The 16,410-nt window shown below is 67.1% G+C and carries 15 protein-coding genes; 6 read left to right on the top strand and 9 right to left on the bottom strand.

The window, feature by feature from the left end:
• Positions 1-176: 176 nt before the first annotated feature.
• From AC27L4_RS23880 to fabI, 4 genes are all read left to right on the top strand, one after another.
• Positions 177-1,154, top strand: coding sequence for a phosphate acetyltransferase (locus AC27L4_RS23880; protein ID WP_487144938.1), 978 nt, complete (start codon positions 177-179; stop codon positions 1,152-1,154).
• A 3-nt stretch (positions 1,155-1,157) separates the two neighbouring features.
• On the top strand, positions 1,158-2,357 hold the full coding sequence (locus AC27L4_RS23875; protein ID WP_487144937.1) for an acetate/propionate family kinase: 1,200 nt from the start codon (positions 1,158-1,160) through the stop codon (positions 2,355-2,357).
• A 68-nt stretch (positions 2,358-2,425) separates the two neighbouring features.
• Positions 2,426-4,786: a DUF3141 domain-containing protein gene (locus AC27L4_RS23870; protein ID WP_487144935.1), complete on the top strand. Its 2,361-nt coding sequence runs from the start codon at positions 2,426-2,428 to the stop codon at positions 4,784-4,786.
• Entirely contained in the window at positions 4,783-5,589 is an 807-nt protein-coding gene (fabI, locus tag AC27L4_RS23865) for an enoyl-ACP reductase FabI (protein ID WP_487144934.1), read from the top strand. Before AC27L4_RS23870 ends, fabI begins: the two co-directional genes overlap by 4 nt.
• A gap of 376 nt (positions 5,590-5,965) precedes the next feature.
• On the opposite strand, the gene AC27L4_RS23860 is transcribed toward fabI, so the two are convergent.
• Together AC27L4_RS23860 and AC27L4_RS23855 are read right to left on the bottom strand one after the other, a co-directional pair.
• Positions 5,966-7,120 carry an IS4 family transposase gene (locus tag AC27L4_RS23860; RefSeq protein ID WP_487142026.1) on the bottom strand — a complete coding sequence of 385 codons (1,155 nt, stop codon included), beginning with the start codon at positions 7,118-7,120 and terminating at the stop codon, positions 5,966-5,968.
• Between the two features lie 228 nt (positions 7,121-7,348).
• A complete protein-coding gene (locus tag AC27L4_RS23855) occupies positions 7,349-7,774 on the bottom strand; it encodes a hypothetical protein (RefSeq protein ID WP_487144932.1) in 426 nt (141 codons plus the stop codon).
• 377 nt (positions 7,775-8,151) lie between these two features.
• Between AC27L4_RS23855 and AC27L4_RS23850 the strand changes: the two genes are divergently transcribed.
• Together AC27L4_RS23850 and AC27L4_RS23845 are read left to right on the top strand one after the other, a co-directional pair.
• Entirely contained in the window at positions 8,152-8,616 is a 465-nt protein-coding gene (locus tag AC27L4_RS23850; RefSeq protein WP_487144930.1) for a hypothetical protein, read from the top strand.
• 4 nt (positions 8,617-8,620) lie between these two features.
• Positions 8,621-9,856 carry an HlyD family secretion protein gene (locus tag AC27L4_RS23845; RefSeq protein ID WP_487144929.1) on the top strand — a complete coding sequence of 412 codons (1,236 nt, stop codon included), beginning with the start codon at positions 8,621-8,623 and terminating at the stop codon, positions 9,854-9,856.
• A gap of 209 nt (positions 9,857-10,065) precedes the next feature.
• Here AC27L4_RS23845 and AC27L4_RS23840 read toward each other — a convergent pair whose 3' ends face one another.
• The 7 genes from AC27L4_RS23840 to AC27L4_RS23810 all read right to left on the bottom strand — a co-directional run bounded on the left by AC27L4_RS23840 (position 10,066) and on the right by AC27L4_RS23810 (position 16,288).
• The gene (locus tag AC27L4_RS23840; protein ID WP_487144927.1) at positions 10,066-10,596 is read right to left on the bottom strand and encodes a Spy/CpxP family protein refolding chaperone; all 531 of its coding nucleotides are present in this window, start codon (positions 10,594-10,596) and stop codon (positions 10,066-10,068) included.
• 425 nt (positions 10,597-11,021) lie between these two features.
• On the bottom strand, positions 11,022-12,137 hold the full coding sequence (locus AC27L4_RS23835) for an AI-2E family transporter (protein ID WP_487144925.1): 1,116 nt from the start codon (positions 12,135-12,137) through the stop codon (positions 11,022-11,024).
• Positions 12,138-12,311: 174 nt separating this feature from the next.
• Complete coding sequence (locus AC27L4_RS23830; protein ID WP_487144923.1) at positions 12,312-13,679, bottom strand: DUF2254 domain-containing protein; 1,368 nt, start codon at positions 13,677-13,679, stop codon at positions 12,312-12,314.
• Positions 13,676-14,353 (bottom strand): hypothetical protein, encoded by a 678-nt coding sequence (locus AC27L4_RS23825; RefSeq protein WP_487144921.1) that lies wholly within the window; start codon positions 14,351-14,353, stop codon positions 13,676-13,678. The genes AC27L4_RS23830 and AC27L4_RS23825 overlap by 4 nt, the downstream gene beginning before the upstream one ends.
• Before the next feature lie 63 nt (positions 14,354-14,416).
• Positions 14,417-15,208, bottom strand: a complete 792-nt coding sequence (gene ppk2, locus AC27L4_RS23820) for a polyphosphate kinase 2 (RefSeq protein WP_487144919.1) — start codon at positions 15,206-15,208, stop codon at positions 14,417-14,419.
• A gap of 20 nt (positions 15,209-15,228) precedes the next feature.
• Positions 15,229-15,714 carry a hypothetical protein gene (locus AC27L4_RS23815; protein WP_487144918.1) on the bottom strand — a complete coding sequence of 162 codons (486 nt, stop codon included), beginning with the start codon at positions 15,712-15,714 and terminating at the stop codon, positions 15,229-15,231.
• Between the two features lie 31 nt (positions 15,715-15,745).
• The gene (locus AC27L4_RS23810; protein ID WP_487144917.1) at positions 15,746-16,288 is read right to left on the bottom strand and encodes a hypothetical protein; all 543 of its coding nucleotides are present in this window, start codon (positions 16,286-16,288) and stop codon (positions 15,746-15,748) included.
• Positions 16,289-16,410 lie beyond the last annotated feature (122 nt).

Here is a 16,410-nt window from a genome sequence, read left to right as displayed (position 1 = left end):
GCAGCATCCACAGAATAATATCCTGTTTGACATAGTTTCGTCATGCAAAACCTGCAATAATAGCAGCAAGCGTCTGTGAAAATTCTCGCCATAGTCGGCGACTTGAGATGTTGATTTGAATCAAGAAACCTCCCGATTCCGGACGCTATTCTCATCGCATCTCGGTAGGAGGGACAATGCCGATTACAACCGCAGCCCAGGACACGCCTGCCCCCGCGCGTCCTGGTGAAAAATACGAAAGGCTCATAGCAGCCGCCAAGGCCCTGCCTCGCCTGAGGACGGCGGTTGTCCATCCCTGCGACGCCGTCTCGCTCGAAGCGGCGCTCGAGGCAGCCGATCTCGGCCTGATCGAGCCGATCCTCGTCGGTCCACCCGGCAAGATCGCGGCGGCCGCATCGGTCCTGGGCAGGGACCTCTCGGCCATTCGCATCGTCGAGGCGCCGCACAGCCACGCGGCGGCCGAACGCGCCGTCGAGCTCGTCCGCGCCGGCGAGGCCGACGCGCTGATGAAGGGCAGCCTCCACACCGACGAACTGATGGGAGCGGCCGTGCGGCGTGACGCCGGCCTCAGGACAGCACGGCGGATCAGCCATTGCTTCGTGCTCGACGTGCCGAGCCACGACAGCGCGCTCATCATCACCGATGCGGCGATCAACATCACGCCGACGCTGGAGGACAAGGTCGACATCGTCCAGAACGCCATCGACCTCGCCCAGGCCTTGCGGGTCGACGCGGTTCGGGTGGCGATCCTGTCCGCCATGGAGACGGTCAACCCCAAGGTGCCGTCGACCATCGAAGCCGCAGCGCTCTGCAAGATGGCCGACCGCGGCCAGATCAAGGGCGGCATCCTCGACGGCCCGCTGGCCCTGGACAATGCCATCGACCTGGGGGCCGCGAAGCTCAAGAACATCGATTCACCGGTGGCCGGCAAGGCCAACGTCCTGGTGGTTCCGGACCTGGAGGCGGGCAACATGCTCGCCAAGAGCCTGACCTTTCTGGCCGACGCCGACGCGGCCGGCATCGTCCTCGGCGCCCGCGTGCCGATCATCCTGACCAGCCGGGCGGATTCGAAGAAGACCCGCCTCGCCTCCTGTGCCGTCGCCTCTCTGGTGGCCGCGTGGCAGCGCTCCAGGCTCGCAGTCCAGGAGGTCTGAGCGATGGCGCCTGTCTACGTGGTGCTCAATGCCGGCTCGTCGAGCCTGAAGTTCCAGGTCTTCGCGGGTCGGGAGCACGGCGACCCCGCCGTGGTCTTCACGGGGCGGTTCGAAGGCCTCGGAGGCAATGCCCGCTTCGTCGCCAAGGACCCGGAGGGGACCACCCTCGACACCGTCGGGTTCGAGGCGGGGGCGGCGCTAGGCCACGAGGATGCCCTGGTGCACCTGGTGGCGTGGTTGCGCCGACATCAGGCCGGTTACACGCTGGCGGCGGTCGGGCACAGGGTCGTGCACGGGGGCGAGATGTTCGCCGGCCCGGTGGTCGTCGACGATGCGGTGATCGCGTCGCTGGAAACGCTGGTCCCTCTCGCTCCGCTGCACCAGCCCCACAATCTCGAGCCGATCCGGATCATCCGCCGGCGCCTGCCCGACATCCCCCAGGTCGCCTGCTTCGACACCGCCTTTCACCAGGGCCAGCCGGAGCTGGCGCGGATGTTCGCGCTGCCGCAGGCGATGTGGGACCGGGGGGTGAAGCGATACGGCTTCCACGGCCTCTCCTACGACTACATCGCCTCGGTCCTGGGCCGGCATGACCCACGGCTGCCGCAGGGCCGAGTCGTCGTCGCCCATCTCGGCAACGGCGCGAGCCTGTGCGCCCTGAAGGCGGGCGCGAGCATCGCGACGACGATGGGCTTCTCGGCGCTCGACGGCCTGCCGATGGGGACGCGGTGCGGCGCGCTCGATCCGGCCGTCGTGTTCTACATGCTGCGGGAGATGAAGCTGAGCCCTGCCGAGGCCGAGCGCATGCTCTACAGCCAGTCGGGCCTCCTCGGCGTCTCCGGGCTCTCCAACGACATGCGCACGCTGCGCTCCGCCGCGGCGACCAATCCCGATGCGCGCCGCGCGATCGACCTCTTCGTCTATCGCATCGTCCGGGAAATCGGATCGCTCGTGTCGGCGCTCGGCGGCCTCGACGGGCTGGTCTTCACCGCCGGCATCGGCGAAGGCGACGTCAGGACCCGCGCCGAGGTGGTCGCCGGCCTCGCCTGGGCCGGGCTGACGCTCGACGAGTCCGCAAACGCGTCCGGAGGACCGCGGATCTCCACGGCCGGCAGCGCCGCCGCAGCCTTCGTCATTCCGACCAACGAGGAACTCGTGATCGTGCGCCAGATGCAGGCGGCGCTCGCGGCGGGCGCGTCATGAGCCCGCGCCATCCAGCGGAGCGGTCCGCCGCTGCGCAGCACAGACGTCTTCAAACCGGAAGCTCATCCATGGATCAGTCCGACGCCACGAGCAAAGAGGGCCGAAGCGACGCTCTCGACGCGTTCCAGCATCTCCTCGGCGCGCACGCGAAGATCGCCGAAATTTATCGCGAGCGATGCTCGGCGGCGCTGAAGCGCTACGGGCAGGCGGCCGGGGACGCCCGCGAGGACTTGCGGCCGCCGGCCGCCCATCCGGCGACGCCCGCGCAGCTCTGGTCGGAGGGCACAGCCTATTGGCTGGACTTCGCCCAGCGGTCGGTCCTGTTCTGGGACACGCTACGCCAGCGCGGCAACAATTGGATCGAGCACGAGAAGGCGGGCAAGCCGCCGCTGCTCGACTTCGAGTGGGAGATCGTGGCGGATGCGCGCCGCTACGAGAACCCGTGCAACTACGCCCTGGCGCGCATCATCCCGCCGGAGGGCGTCGTCACCGTCCCGAACCGCCGGCCGTTCGTCGTCATCGACCCGCGGGCCGGCCATGGCCCGGGCATCGGCGGGTTCAAGCAGGACTCGCAGGTCGGGGTGGCGCTGAGGGCCGGACATCCCGTCTATGTCGTCATCTTCTTCCCCGAGCCGGTCCCCGGCCAGACCATGGCGGACGTCTCGCGCGCCGAAGCGGCGTTCATCCGCCTGGTCCGGGAGCGCCACCCCGGGACCCGCAAGCCCGTGGTGATCGGCAATTGCCAGGGGGGATGGGCGGCGATGCTCGTCGGCGCACTCGATCCCGACCTGCCCGGCCCGATCGTGATCAACGGCGCGCCGATGTCCTACTGGGCCGGCAACGACGGCGAGAACCCGATGCGCTACGCCGGCGGCATGCTCGGCGGCATCTGGCCGGCGCTGCTGGCCAGCGATCTCGGCGGCGGCAAGTTCGACGGCGCCAACCTCGTCGAGAATTTCGAGTACCTCAACCCCGCCAACACCTGTTTCAACAAGTATTACAACCTCTTTTCGAAGATCGACACCGAGCCGGCGCGCTTCCTCGAGTTCGAGCGCTGGTGGGGCGGCTTCTTCATGATGAACCGCCAGGAGATCAAGTGGATCGTCGAGAACCTGTTCGTCGGCAACCGGCTCTCCGCCGGCAAGGCGGAATGGTCGGAAGGCCGCGCCTTCGACCTCCGGGCCATCCGCTCACCGATCATCCTCTTCGCCTCGCTCGGCGACAACATCACGCCGCCCCAGCAAGCCTTCAACTGGGTGGCCGACCTCTATCCGACGACGGAGGCGCTCAAGGCCAATGGGCAGGTCATCGTCGGCATGATGCATGAGAGCGTCGGCCATCTCGGCATCTTCGTGTCCGGCCAGATCGCCAAGAAGGAACACACGCAGATCGTCGACCTGATCGACTATGTCGAGAGCCTGCCGCCGGGGCTCTACGGCATGCAGATCGAGGAGCGCCGGGAGGACGGCGCGATCCGCTACGACGTGATGCTCACCGAGCGCCGGGTCGAGGACCTGCAGGTCCTGCAAAAGCACGGGCGGCGGGATGAGATCCCCTTCGAAGCCGTCGAGGCCACCTCCGAAAAGCTCGCGTCCGCCTACGAGGCGCTGGTGCACCCCGTCCTCGCCGCGACGGTCACGCCCGCGGCCGCGCAGGCGGCGCGCTTCCTCCATCCGCAGCGAGCCCAGCGCTGGCTCCTGTCCGATCTCAACCCGCTGCTGTGGCCGCTCAAGGGCATGGCCGAAGCCGTGCGGGCGAACCGGACGCCACGGGATGCGGACGGACCGTACGCCGCCGCCGAGCGATGGACCGCGGGGATGACCTCCGCCGGCTGGGATCTCTACCGCGACCTGCGGGACGCCTGGGTGGAGACCCTGTTCTTCCGGACCTATGGGCCGGCCGGCTTGCTGGCCCGATCGGACGACGAGGCTTCCGGCCATGCCCCCGACGCCCGGGACACGGCTGCGGTCAGGACCGCCCTCGCCCATATCGAGGACGGCGACCGCACCAGCGGACTGGTGCGCACGGCGTTGCTGGTCATGAAGGCGGGCACCGGCCGGCGAAGGCTCTCGGCGATCAAGCGGGTACGCGAGCTGGTCGGGCGTGACGCCGGCCTGCAGGCCCTGCCGCCGGACACGGCGCGGGACCTCATCCACAGGCAGTCCTACGTGGTCGAGTACGAACCGGACCGAGCCCTGGCGACGCTGCCGCGACTGCTTGCCGGCCCGGGGGACCGGCGGCTCGCGCTCGAACTGCTCGACCGGCTCGACGGCGAGCTCGAGCTCACCCCGGAGCAGGTCTCCCTTCTCGGGAATATCCGCCGGCTGCTCGAGGAGCCTTCGGGTCTCGACGATGCGCCGACGCCCCTCGCCCGTCTCGGCTCGGCACGGGCCCACTCCACCCCGGGCAGCAAGAGGCGAAGCGCATGAGCGGACAGGCTGAAACGCAGGCGACGGCGGAGTTCGGATCGAGAGTGCTCGAAGGCAAGCGCGCATTGATCGTCGGCATCGCCAACGAACACTCCATCGCCTATGGCTGCGCCAGGGTGTTCCGCCGGCTCGGAGCCGAGCTGGCGATCACCTATCTCAACGACAAGGCGCGGCCCTATGTCGAGCCGCTCGCCCGGGACCTGGGCGCGACCATCTTCGCGCCCTGCGACGTCGGCCGGGAGGGCGAGCTCGAGGCGGTGTTCGGGCAGATCGCGAGCGAATGGGGCGGCCTCGACATCGCGCTCCATTCGATCGCCTTCGCCCCGAAGCAGGATCTGCAGGGGCGCCTGGTCGACAGCTCGGGCGAGGGCTTCAAGGTTGCGATGGATATTTCCTGCCACTCCTTCATCCGGATGGCTCGCCTGGCCGAGCCCCTGATGAAGGACGGCGGGACGCTCCTCGCCATGAGCTATCACGGGGCCAACAAGGTCGTGCCGAACTACAACCTGATGGGGCCCGTGAAGGCCGCGCTCGAAAGCGCCGTGCGCTATCTCGCCTTCGAGCTCGGAGACAAGCAGATCAGGGTCCATGCCGTCTCCCCCGGTCCGCTCAAGACCCGCGCCGCCTCCGGACTGAAGGATTTCGACCTGCTCCTGGCTGAAGCAATCGAGCGGGCGCCGGTCGGCGAGCTCGTCGACATCGACGATGTAGGCCTGACCGCGGCCTACCTCGCCACCCCGTTCGCCCGGCGGCTGACGGGAATGACAACCTATGTCGACGGCGGCTTGAGCATCATGGCGTGAGCGACACGAGCCCAGCGAGGCCGGTTCTTCCGGGCGCCCCGTCCGTCCACTGACGGGCCTCGCGGGCGCCCGCGCCGTCATCGCGGCGCAGCTTTTTTCAAGCCTCGTCCGCGAACACGTGCTTCGTTACTCGTGGGGCGCCTCTTCTCAACCGTCATGGCCGGACTTGATCGCATGGGCGCTAAGTTGGCGCCGAACCATGCTGCTGCTGGGAAAGGCGGCGTCCTATCGGCCGTCATGGCCGGACTTGATCCGGCCATCTCGACGAGATCGCATGCGATCTCGTCAGGGAACACGGCGATTGGGGGCTGGCGTCGCCCGATTCTGCATCGTTGCGTGCGCGTGGATGGCCGGATCAAGTCCACGGCTGTCCGGTTCATGTTGGGAGTAAGTCCAGATGGAATTGGCGAGGGTCGCTTTTTGGGATGGTGGGCGGCTTGAGCAATTGGTCGATGCTGCGACGGTGCATGATGTTGGCGCGGACGAGCCTGGCGAAGGCGAGTGGGCTGTCGACGATTTTGACGGCGTCGTTGGCGATGCGCAGCAGCAGGTAGGCGATGAGGGCGACGGCGATCTGGATGCGCACGGCGTTCTCCGATTGCCCGATGAAGTGCTTGATGCGGAGGGTCTGCTTGACCCATCGGAAGAAGAGTTCGATGGCCCAGCGGCGCTTGTAGAGGTCGGCGATCTCCTGGGCTGGGGCGTCCAGGTCGTTGGTGAGGATGCGCAGTGTTTTGCCGTCATCGAGAACGACGCCGATCTCGCGCACGGGATCCTGGAAGGGGTTGATGCGCGTCGTCGTCAGGCGTTCGGGCAGGTGGCCGATCCGATCATAGAGCAGGGTCGATCCGGGCGGCAGAGGCTGTTCGGCGACCGGAGCCAGGGGCGTATTCTTCTTGAGCCGGGTGACGATCCGGCAGCCGGCTGCGTTCAGGCGCTCCCACCAACCGTAATGATAATAGCCGAGATCAAAGACATAAGTGGCGCCGGGCTCGATGGGCATGGCGTGCGCGGCCGTGATGTCGTTGACCTTGGCGGGCGTGACTTCAAGGTAGAGCGGCCGGTCGGCGTCCGGGTCGTAGATGATGTGCGCCTTGGCGCCGACGGCGCTGCGGGAGAAGCGTGCCCAGGCCGCAGCAATCCCCGACAGCCGCAGGCTCGTCGAGTCGATCAGGCGCACCACCTCGGCGCTCGACCGACGAAAGCCCCGGCTGGTCTGGGCCGCCATATGGGCGAACAGGCCCGAGAAGACCTCGTGCGTTCTCAGGGCGTTGGCGTCGGCCAAGGTCGAGCGCGACACCTGACGCACGCCCAGGTGATAGAGCCTGCCCGCGTGGCTGGACATCGCCGTTTCGATCTCGCGCAGCGAGGCGGCGCCGGAAAGCTGCGCGTAAAGCAGCGCCACAAACTGACTCTTGGTGCTCAGCCGCCGAACCCGGGCATCCGTTCCCTGTTCATCCACAAGCCGATCGAACACCGACCACGGCACATGCTTCAGAAGCCCGTGCAATACGCTATTGTGGTGACGCATGGCGTTGGCTCCTTCTCGTGTCCAAAACACCGGCAAGTGCTTGGAAACAAGTAGAATCAATGCCATGCAACCTGTCTACCAAAACCAACCGGACAGCCGTGGATCAAGTCCGGCCATGACGCTCCTGAGAGGTCGAGCCCGTTCCTCCGACGATCGCTTATCTTAGCGCTCATGCGATCAAGTCCGGCCATGACGGCGAGGTTGCGTCACGGATCGACGAACGGCCCCTTACGGAGTGCAGCGCTCATACCGGGTTCCGACGCCGTCGTCCGGGCGGGAATGACGCAGGAGCGCGCCATCGGCGGAAATCGAGAGGATTTCCTTCTTCGGCGTGAACTTCAGCGGCGTGGAGCAGGTCAAGGAGAGCATTCGCCGATCCTGCGTTCCGGACATCGAGCGGATCCGGCAGGACGCCTTCACGGTCGCGATGGACTTCGGCGTGACGATCAGGGCGGGGACATCGAGACGAAGGGGCTTTCGGAACGAAGCCCCCTTCTTTCCCCAGACGAAGATGTCGGCACAGGACACGCCAGGTTTCAGCCAGGCGCCCTCGAATGCAGAAAAGTCGGCGGTCTCGGCTCTGCCCGGGGAAGACATGCCAAGCATCAGGCAGAAGCCGATGCCGAGCACCGGATACGCGCGTACTTTGATCACGGGCAGGCCTCCCCCACCAAGAACCCCACTTCATATCAATGGTGTGCCAAAAAACTTGCGTCATGCAACATAATTCTCCGAATCCACTTTTGCGATGATAAGAGGCAAAGGTCTCGTCAAGTCTCGTCACCAGTGTTATCCTTGACATATAAAAGGCGCCCTCTGCCGCGACGTTCGGGCAAAGCTCGACAGCAATCCTCGAAAGGGGCCGCCGAGGTGAGAGGTACCGGAGGAATGCGTACCTCCCTCACAGGCCGGCGTCGCAGGCATCGAACATCAGGCAGAAAGGCCGCCGTCCTGTCGGCGTGCGAGGCGTTGCGACGGTCGTCGCCCGCGGTCGCGCCGACGGGCGACGAGACATCCAGGAAAGGACCGGTATGACAGCGTCTCTCAATCCCGCCGCCCCGCACCACTTGCCGGTCTTCATCACCGCGCCCGGCGAGACCGACGTGCTCATGGTGGCGATGGCCATCTTCCTGCTTGCCGCGGTGCTGGGCGTCGGCCTCCTCTTCCTGCATCTGCACACGCTGCCGGAGAGGATCGCGCATCGAGGGCACAAGCTTCAGTTCGAGATCGTCGCCGTCCTCGGCCTGCTGGCCCTGTTCACCCACATGCACATCTTCTGGGTCATCGGCCTGCTCCTGGCCCTGATCGACCTGCCCGATTTCAGCGGCGTCTTCGGACGGATGGCGGGCGCCCTCGAGCGGATCGCCGGCCTGCGGTCGGGTGCGTCCCCCGAGGCGGCCCGGCGCGAGGCGGACGGCGGCGACGCCCCCGCCGGCCAGAGCCTGCCGCCGCCTCGAACTTCGCCGGACGCCGTTCCGGCCGTGACGGAGGGATGACCCCATGCTCGAGATCATCCTCTGTTCCATGATCACCATCCTGCCCGACTACCTCTACCGGCGCTACGCGCAGGGCAAGCGGATCGGCAAGGAGATCACCCTCTTCTCGATGTGGTTCGAGCTGCGGTGGGGCATCGTCACCTGCCTGATGCTCACGATCGGGCTGATCACCGTGATCTTCTACAACCACCCCTCGACGAGCAGCGTCACGGCCTTCTTCCGCACCATCCCGATCGTGCCCGAGACCAATGGCCGGGTCGCGGAGATCTACGTCAAGGGCGTCAGCAGCGCGGTCAAGCAGGGCGATCCGATCTTCCGGCTGGACAACTCGGCCCAGCAGGCGGCCGTGGAAACCGCCCGCCGCAAGATCGCCGAGGTCGATGCATCGATCATTGCCGCCCGTGCGGACGTGGCCGCCGCCGAAGGCAAGATCCAGGAGGCGAGGAGCGCCTACCAGCAGGCGCTTGACGAGCTGGACACCAAGAAGGAGCTCAACCGGCGCAACGCCGGGATCGTGGCCACGCGCGATATCGAGAAGCTCCAGGTGGCCGTCCAGGGCCGGCAGGGCACGATCGATGCCGCTGTCGCGGCCAGGGAGCAGGCGGAGACCCGCATTTCGACCCTGCTGCCGGCGCAGCGGGCCAGCGCCGAGGCGGCCCTGGCCCAGGCCGAGGTGGACCTGCGCAAGACCACCGTGCTGGCCGGCGTCGACGGACGGGTGGAGCAGTTCACGCTGCGCGTCGGCGACGTGGTCAACCCGCTGATGCGGCCGGCGGGAGTCCTGATCCCGTCCGGAGCCGGACGGGAGGTGCTGCAGGCGGGCTTCGGGCAGATCGAGGCGCAGGTGATGAAGGTCGGCATGGTCGCGGAAGCAACCTGCGTCTCCAAGCCCTGGACCGTCATCCCGATGGTGGTGACCAGCGTCCAAGACTATATCGCCGCCGGCCAGTTCCGCGGCGGCGAACAACTGATCGACGCCCAGCAGGTCAGGCAGCCGGGCACGATCCTCGTCTTCCTGGAACCCCTGTACGAGGACGGGCTCGACGGCGTCACGCCGGGGAGCAGCTGCATCGCCAACGCCTACACCAGCAACCACGACCTGATCGCCTCGGGCAAGCTCGGCACCGTCCATGGCGCGGCCCTCCACGCGGTCGATGCCGTCGGACTCGTGCACGCCGCGATCCTGCGGATCCAGGCGCTGCTGCTGCCGATCCAGACGCTCGTGTTCAGCGGGCACTGATGAACGGGCCGAGCCCGGGCAGGCTCCGCCGCCGCCCCCCGCCCCGCGTCACGGCAGGCGGGGGAAGGCCCGGTGCGCCAAAGGTCGGCGCCGGCCCCCGGAGCCTGGCTCGAAAATCGGTCGGGCCAGGCTCCCGCCGCGCGGCTTTCGATGAATCCTCGCCGGCCGGCGGAAAGGCGGGCGGCGGGGCGCCGGTCGCGGGCAGCGGCTCACTCGCCGCCTTCCATCTCGTCCTCGAACAGAATGCGCTCTTCGAGGCCGTCCCTCATCTCCCGGAACGCGAACAGCGCCACGAGACCGAGCCGCATCTTCTGGTCCGCATTGAGGGTCTGGCGCAAAGGCTGCCATGCGTCGGCGAGACGCGTCAGCTCCGCGGCCCTTTGCGCCAGGGTGTCGGCGCGTCGATGCAGGAATTCGACCGGATCGCGCTGGATCAGGATCTCGACCGCGTCGCGGTCGCGCAACTCATGGAGCCGCGCCGCGACGTTTGCCAACCGCGCCTGGCGCCCCGCCGCCCGCGAGCGAATGGCCTGCTCGACGGCGGGCCAATATTTTTCCTGCTCGGGCGTCAGCTGCAAAGCCGCCCGGATGATCGCAAGCCGCGCCTCGGTGAGGCTCTGAAGCTCCACGGCGCTGGGCTGCCCCCGTCCCGACTCCATGAGGGGCCCTTCGGCGTGGGCCAGACAGGGCAACCCGGCGATGCAGAGCGCAGCAAAGCCGACACGCAAAATCTTCGTCATGACGATCTCCAATGCGTGAGATGTGAGGAAGGCACCAATCACAGCAAGATCCGTCAGCCGTGTTACGACGGCCGCCGAACCGGTATCGACGACAACAGATGCCAAGCGACATTGGCATCTGGAATAATAGCACTTTATGATGTACTTAACAAGTAAAAATTAAAGTTTATCAAAACTATCGTGGAAATTACCATGATTTTTCGTACACTTCCCCTCAACTCATTTCACATATACGGACAAACAAGATGTTAACAGAAATACAATAGCTCACATCTTCATTTTGTATTTGCAAAAAATCGTGAGCCAACGCCTGCCCAGCCGAACAGGTGTTTCCCCAGTCCGGGCCGATGGCCTCGCCGCCTGGGTTCCGAAGGGAACGGCCGGCGATCGAGGGCGGGCACGCCGAAAGCCCGGGTGGCCGTCGGTCATGGCCCGGGATCGGCCCGTCGGTCGGACAGCCCCGTGCGCCATGCCTGCAGCAGGACGAAGGCCACGGCGAGCAGAGTCGGCCCGACGAACAGGCCGAGGAAGCCGAAGGCGATGAAGCCGCCGAAGACGCCCAGAATCGTCAGGGACATGGGCATGCGGATGCCGAGGCCGATCAGCCACGGCTTGAGGATGTTGTCGACCATGCTGACCAGGACGCCCCAGCCGATGAGGAAGCTGCCCCAGCCGACCTGGCCCTGCCCGAACAGCCACCACGCCGCCCCGCCCCAGATGAGCACCAGCAGGGGCCCGCCGATCTGACTGATGGACAGCAGCAGCCCGACGAAGCCGAGAGTCGTGGCCCCCGGCACCCCGGCGAGCGCCAGGCCGAGCGCCAGCAGCGCCGCCTGGGCCAGGGCCGTGCCGATGACGCCGTAGGAGACGCTGCGTACCGCGCCGGCCGCCGCGAGCAGGCTGGCGCGCGCCGTCGCACCGCCCAGCCGGCCGACGATGTCGTCCAGCTCCCGGACCAGCGCGCTGCCGTTGACCCAGAACATGGTCGCCACGATCAGCGCCAGGATGATCTGCACGACGCTGTCGCCCAGGGCCCGCGCCGCCGCGAGCAGCGACTGCTGCAGGGTCTCGGAATGGGGGGCGAGCACCGTGGCGACATCCCCCTTCGCCCGCAGCAGGCCGTCCCATGCGGAAGCAAGCCTGTCGCCGACGAGCGGCACACCTTCGAGCCAGGCGGGACGCGGCGGCGTTGCGGCGAAGTAGGCCTGGACCCTTACCGCGAAAGCCTTCAGCTCGTCGGTCAGGACCGGAGCCATGATCAGCGCCGGCAGCACGATCACCAGGAGCGAGAGCAGGAGCAGCAGCACCGCCGCGAGGCGGCGCCCGAGACCCCGTCGGACCAGCCATTGCCGGAAGGGCCATGCGGCGATCGCCAGGGTCGCGCCGAACAGGATGGCGGCGGCGAAGGGCCGCAAGATCGCAAGCACGCCGACGAGCAGGACCACGACCAGCAGCAAGGTGATGCTGCGCTCGATCAGGCCGGCGGTGCCGAGCCCGGGCGGGGACCGCGTGTCGCCGGCGTCGGGCGTGTCATCCGGCATCTCGATCTCCGGTCAGGGAGGACGTGGAAGCCGGGAAGCCACGGTCGTTGCAGGCTCCGGCCACCACGGTTCGGACGGTCCGCCGGACCGCGACGGCGCACGGGAAGCGCGCAGCTGAACGCTGCGCTCGCAGACAGCGAAATCGGCCCGCGACGGGACGCGCCTCGCTCCGGCTCATTCCGCCTTCTCCACCCCGGCTGCCGTTTTCGACTCCGCCTCGGCGACGTCGGCCGCGCCGGCAGAGGGATGATCCGGGCGATGCCTCCGGTGGCCGGCCTCCCGCCGGGGAGCATCCCTGCTGAGGCCGAGCCCCTGCGGATCGGCCTGCCGGGCCGTCAGGCGATCCAGGGTGTCGAACTCGGAATTGCGGATCATCCGGTCGAGGTGCGAGCGATAGCGCTTCACGGCCGTGCGCCTGTCGGGGTCGGCAACGACCGCCTGGAGACTGTCCAACGCCGTGCCGAGCCGCCGGACGAGCTGCACGGACTGCATGCCGAACTGGCGCGTCTCGTCGAAGGCGAGCGACAGGTAGTCGTTCCATGTCGGCATCGGCAGGAAGACCCGCGAGCGGCCTTGCCCATCGCCGAGCCACAGGCTTCCCAGCTCCCGCCGCCCGAGGTGGCGCAGCAGATCCTCGATCTGGTCGATCGCCTGGACCGCCGTGGTCGGGTCGTTGATCGCGGGCGAGAGAGCCCTGATCGAGATGTCGACGAGGAGCCGGATGGCGTATTTCGGATCCTGCTCGAAGGTCCTTTCGCGCCCCAGCCCGATCGCGCGGCGCAGCTCCGCTTCGGGCACCGGGGAGACCGCGGTCTCGGCAAGCAGCAGGGTGCTGCCCTCCATGACGGTGTCGCCCACCGCCGCCGTCACGACGAGGACGGCGTCGTGGTCGCGGGCCAGCCGGAGGAGCGCCGGGATGTCGACGGATGTCACGCTGCAGGGCGGCCCTGCGTATGACAGCGATTGCGGGGGCCTCGCCCCGGGGAGCCGCCCCTCCCCCGGCGCCGCGACCCGGTTGGCCCGAGGCTGGTCGAACATCTGCTGCTGGGCCGCGATGACGCGCCGCCCCTCGTTCCCGATCAGGCGCAGCACCTCGGTTATCTGCAGTTGCGACAGGCTCTGCACCAGCCGGGAGAAGATGAGCATGCTGGCGATCAGGAGGATCAGGACCAGCATCGTCGAGAAGAACGGCACCGAGCCCGATCCGTGGCGATCGGTCCACAGCAGGGTCGCCAGGGCATAGGTGAAGGTGGCGATGAAGATGCCGAGGGCATGATAGAGCTGGGGCCGGTTCGCGAACCAGATGACGAGGCGGGGCGAATAGGCGACCGTGCTGAACTGCACGATGACGAAGGCGATGGAGACGACGATCGCCGTGAAGGCCATGATGCCCGAGGACACCGCCGACAGGAACGCCGTCGCCGACGCGACCGACATGCCGTGCGAATAGCCGGGCAGCAGGCTGTCCTCGAGCCGCGGCAGGATGAAGGCGGCGAGGATGCTCGCGAGGGTGTAGATCGTCGGGACCGTCCAGCGCCTCATGGCTCGCCCCCCGCAATTTCCCGGCGCCGCGGCTCGGCGGTCGCCGGCGGGGTCTTCGGCCGCCGGAACTCCTCGAACAGGATGTTGGCGCTGACCACGAGGACCCAGGCCGGAAACACGAAGAAGGTCCAGTCCATGACCTGGCTGCCGATCAGGATCACGGCCGCCGCGAGATAGCCGGCGACCGCCGTCCAGCGGGCGGTCATGCCGGTCCGCAGAACGATGGTCGAGGCCGTCATCAGAAAGACGCCGGCCATCTTCAAGGCGTAGATCGTGGTGAGATGGTAGGCGAGCGAGCGCGCCAGGATGAACGCCGCCGAGCCCCGGAACTCCGTCGGCGCGCTGGCATAGGCGATGAGGATCGCCCCGATCGCCGAAGCCGACACGAACAGCAGGCCGACGAACAGGAGGCCGCTGCCGAGGAAGACCGTCGCGAACAGCTTGTCCTCCGCCCTGCCGAACCGATCGCGCAGCACCCCGATGAACCACAGGAAGGCGATGCCGGCGAACGGCACGAGGTTCAGGGCGAGCGCCACTTTCCAGGACTGGGGACCGAGCCATTCGCCCGGATCCGTGGATCGGTTCTGGATCGAGTTCAGCAGCAGCAACAGGGACGCGAGCAGCAGGACCGAAAACAGGATGCCCGCGATCGCGGCCGCTTTCGGCGTCTTCAAGCCAGCGGGCGGATGTCGATCGGGGGGCACGTCTCTGCCCTTCGGGTCCGCGCTCGCGGCGCGCTAGTGAACTTCCGGCACCCAATGATGGGCAAACCGGTTCTCCTCGTAGTCGTCCGGCTTCTGGCGCTTGGGCAGCTTGATCTTCTCCCGCTTCACCTTCTCGTAGGGGACGGAGGACAGGATGTGCGAGATCACGTTGAGGCGCGTGCGCCGCTTGTCGTCCGAGCGCACGGCAAACCATGGCGCCCAATCGCTGTCGGTCGCCCGGAACATGTCGTCGCGCGCGCGGGAATAGTCGTACCAGCGACTGTACGACTTCACGTCCATCGGCGACAGCTTCCAGATCTTGCGCGGATCGGTGAGACGCTCCTCGATCCGGCGCGTCTGTTCCTCCGGGCTGACTTCGAGCCAGTATTTCAGGAGGATGACGCCGGAATCGACGATCGCCCTCTCCACGGCGGGAACCTGGGCGAGGAAGCGCTGCGTCTGCTCCTCGGTGCAGAAGCCCATCACCCGTTCGACGCCGGCGCGATTGTACCAGCTGCGATCGAAGATCACGATCTCGCCGCCCGCCGGCAGATAGGGCACATATCGCTGAATGTACATCTGCGAGCGCTCGCGGTCGGATGGCGGCGGCAGCGCGATCACGCGAAAGGTCCGCGGGCTGACGCGCTCCGTCATCGCCTTGATGACGCCGCCCTTGCCGGCGCCGTCCCGCCCCTCGAACAGGATGCAGACCTTCGCCCCGGTCTCCTTCGCCCATTCCTGCAGGTTGACCAGTTCGCCGTGCAGCTCCCGCAGCTTGGCTTCGTAGGCCTTTCGCTTCAAACGCTCTCCAACTTGGGCTTCCATCGGCCGCGGCCTCCCCTCCCTCAGGACCAGCTCAGGAAGAAGGCCACGTCCCCGGGCAGGCCGCCCGGCCAGTCGATGATCATCGCCTTCAGCTTGTACTTCTGGGGCTGCAGGTGCTCCTTCCAGAATTCATAGGCCTGGCGCGGCCGGCCGGTGAGCGACTCCGGCCAGTCGCTTTCGGCATTGTTGATCGCCCGCCCGTGGTCGCTGCAGAGCGAATTGGGAAAGCGCATCACCATGACCTCGGTCTCGCCGCGCGAGGCGGCCGCGCGGGTCTTGATGGCGAGGCTCTGCTTGATCTCCCCGATCTTCTGCGGCGTGAGATCGACGCGCTCCCGCAAGGTCCGCTCGAGCTCCTGGCGAGCCTGCTCGGCCTTGTCCATGGCGGTGAACTCTTTCGACATCCGCGCCATTTCCATGTCGGTCATGTATTTGCGCAGGGAGTCCGCCGACATGAAGCTCTCGTCGCTGAGATCGGCAGCATTCGAAGTCGTTGGTGACGCCATGTCGCTTCCTCCGTTGAAGTCCAATACAAACTTATGACCCGCAGCGCCGATACTGCCTGCCGGTCCTGTCCTCGCTGTCGGAGAAGCGGGTCAGCACACCATCCTGTCCCAGCGACATTTCCGTCTTGACGGGGGCGGTATCGACGGCGGTCGTGCAGGACAGGGACAGCTTCATCCGTTCGCCCGCACTCGATACGGAACGGATCCGGCAGACGGCCCCGGGCGTCCGCAGCCGCTTTCCCGAGATGATGAAGCCCTGGGCGAAGACATCCGTCGGATCCTTGAACACCATGCCCTTCTTGCCGGCGACGAAGGTCTCCTTGCAGGCATCGCCTTGCGCCCACGCGCCCTGGAACGCCGCGGCATCGCCCGACGCGCCCCAGACCGGCGATCCGCAGGCGAGGACGAGAGCCAGGCAGAGAGCCCCCTTGGACAGGCTCGACCGGATCGCGTCCATGGCGACCTCCGATCCCGGACACCGTCTCGACGCCCCCAGGCTGTCGACCGAAGCGCCTCGCCGCATGTTCCGCCCCGCTTCCCCTTCGGCCGCAGGATGCAACTCCGGCGGCGCCATGACCGTCCTGAAGCCCCGCCGTTCCGACGGGAGAATCGTCCTCCCCACAGGACAAGGGCAGGTTCCGGTTCCTTCGTGACAATGGCATACGGCGGCGCCAGCGCGTTTGCGGTGGATCAAAC

Source organism: Labrys sp. Lb11, assembly GCF_057554225.1.
This window is presented reverse-complemented; position numbering and strand designations above follow the sequence as displayed.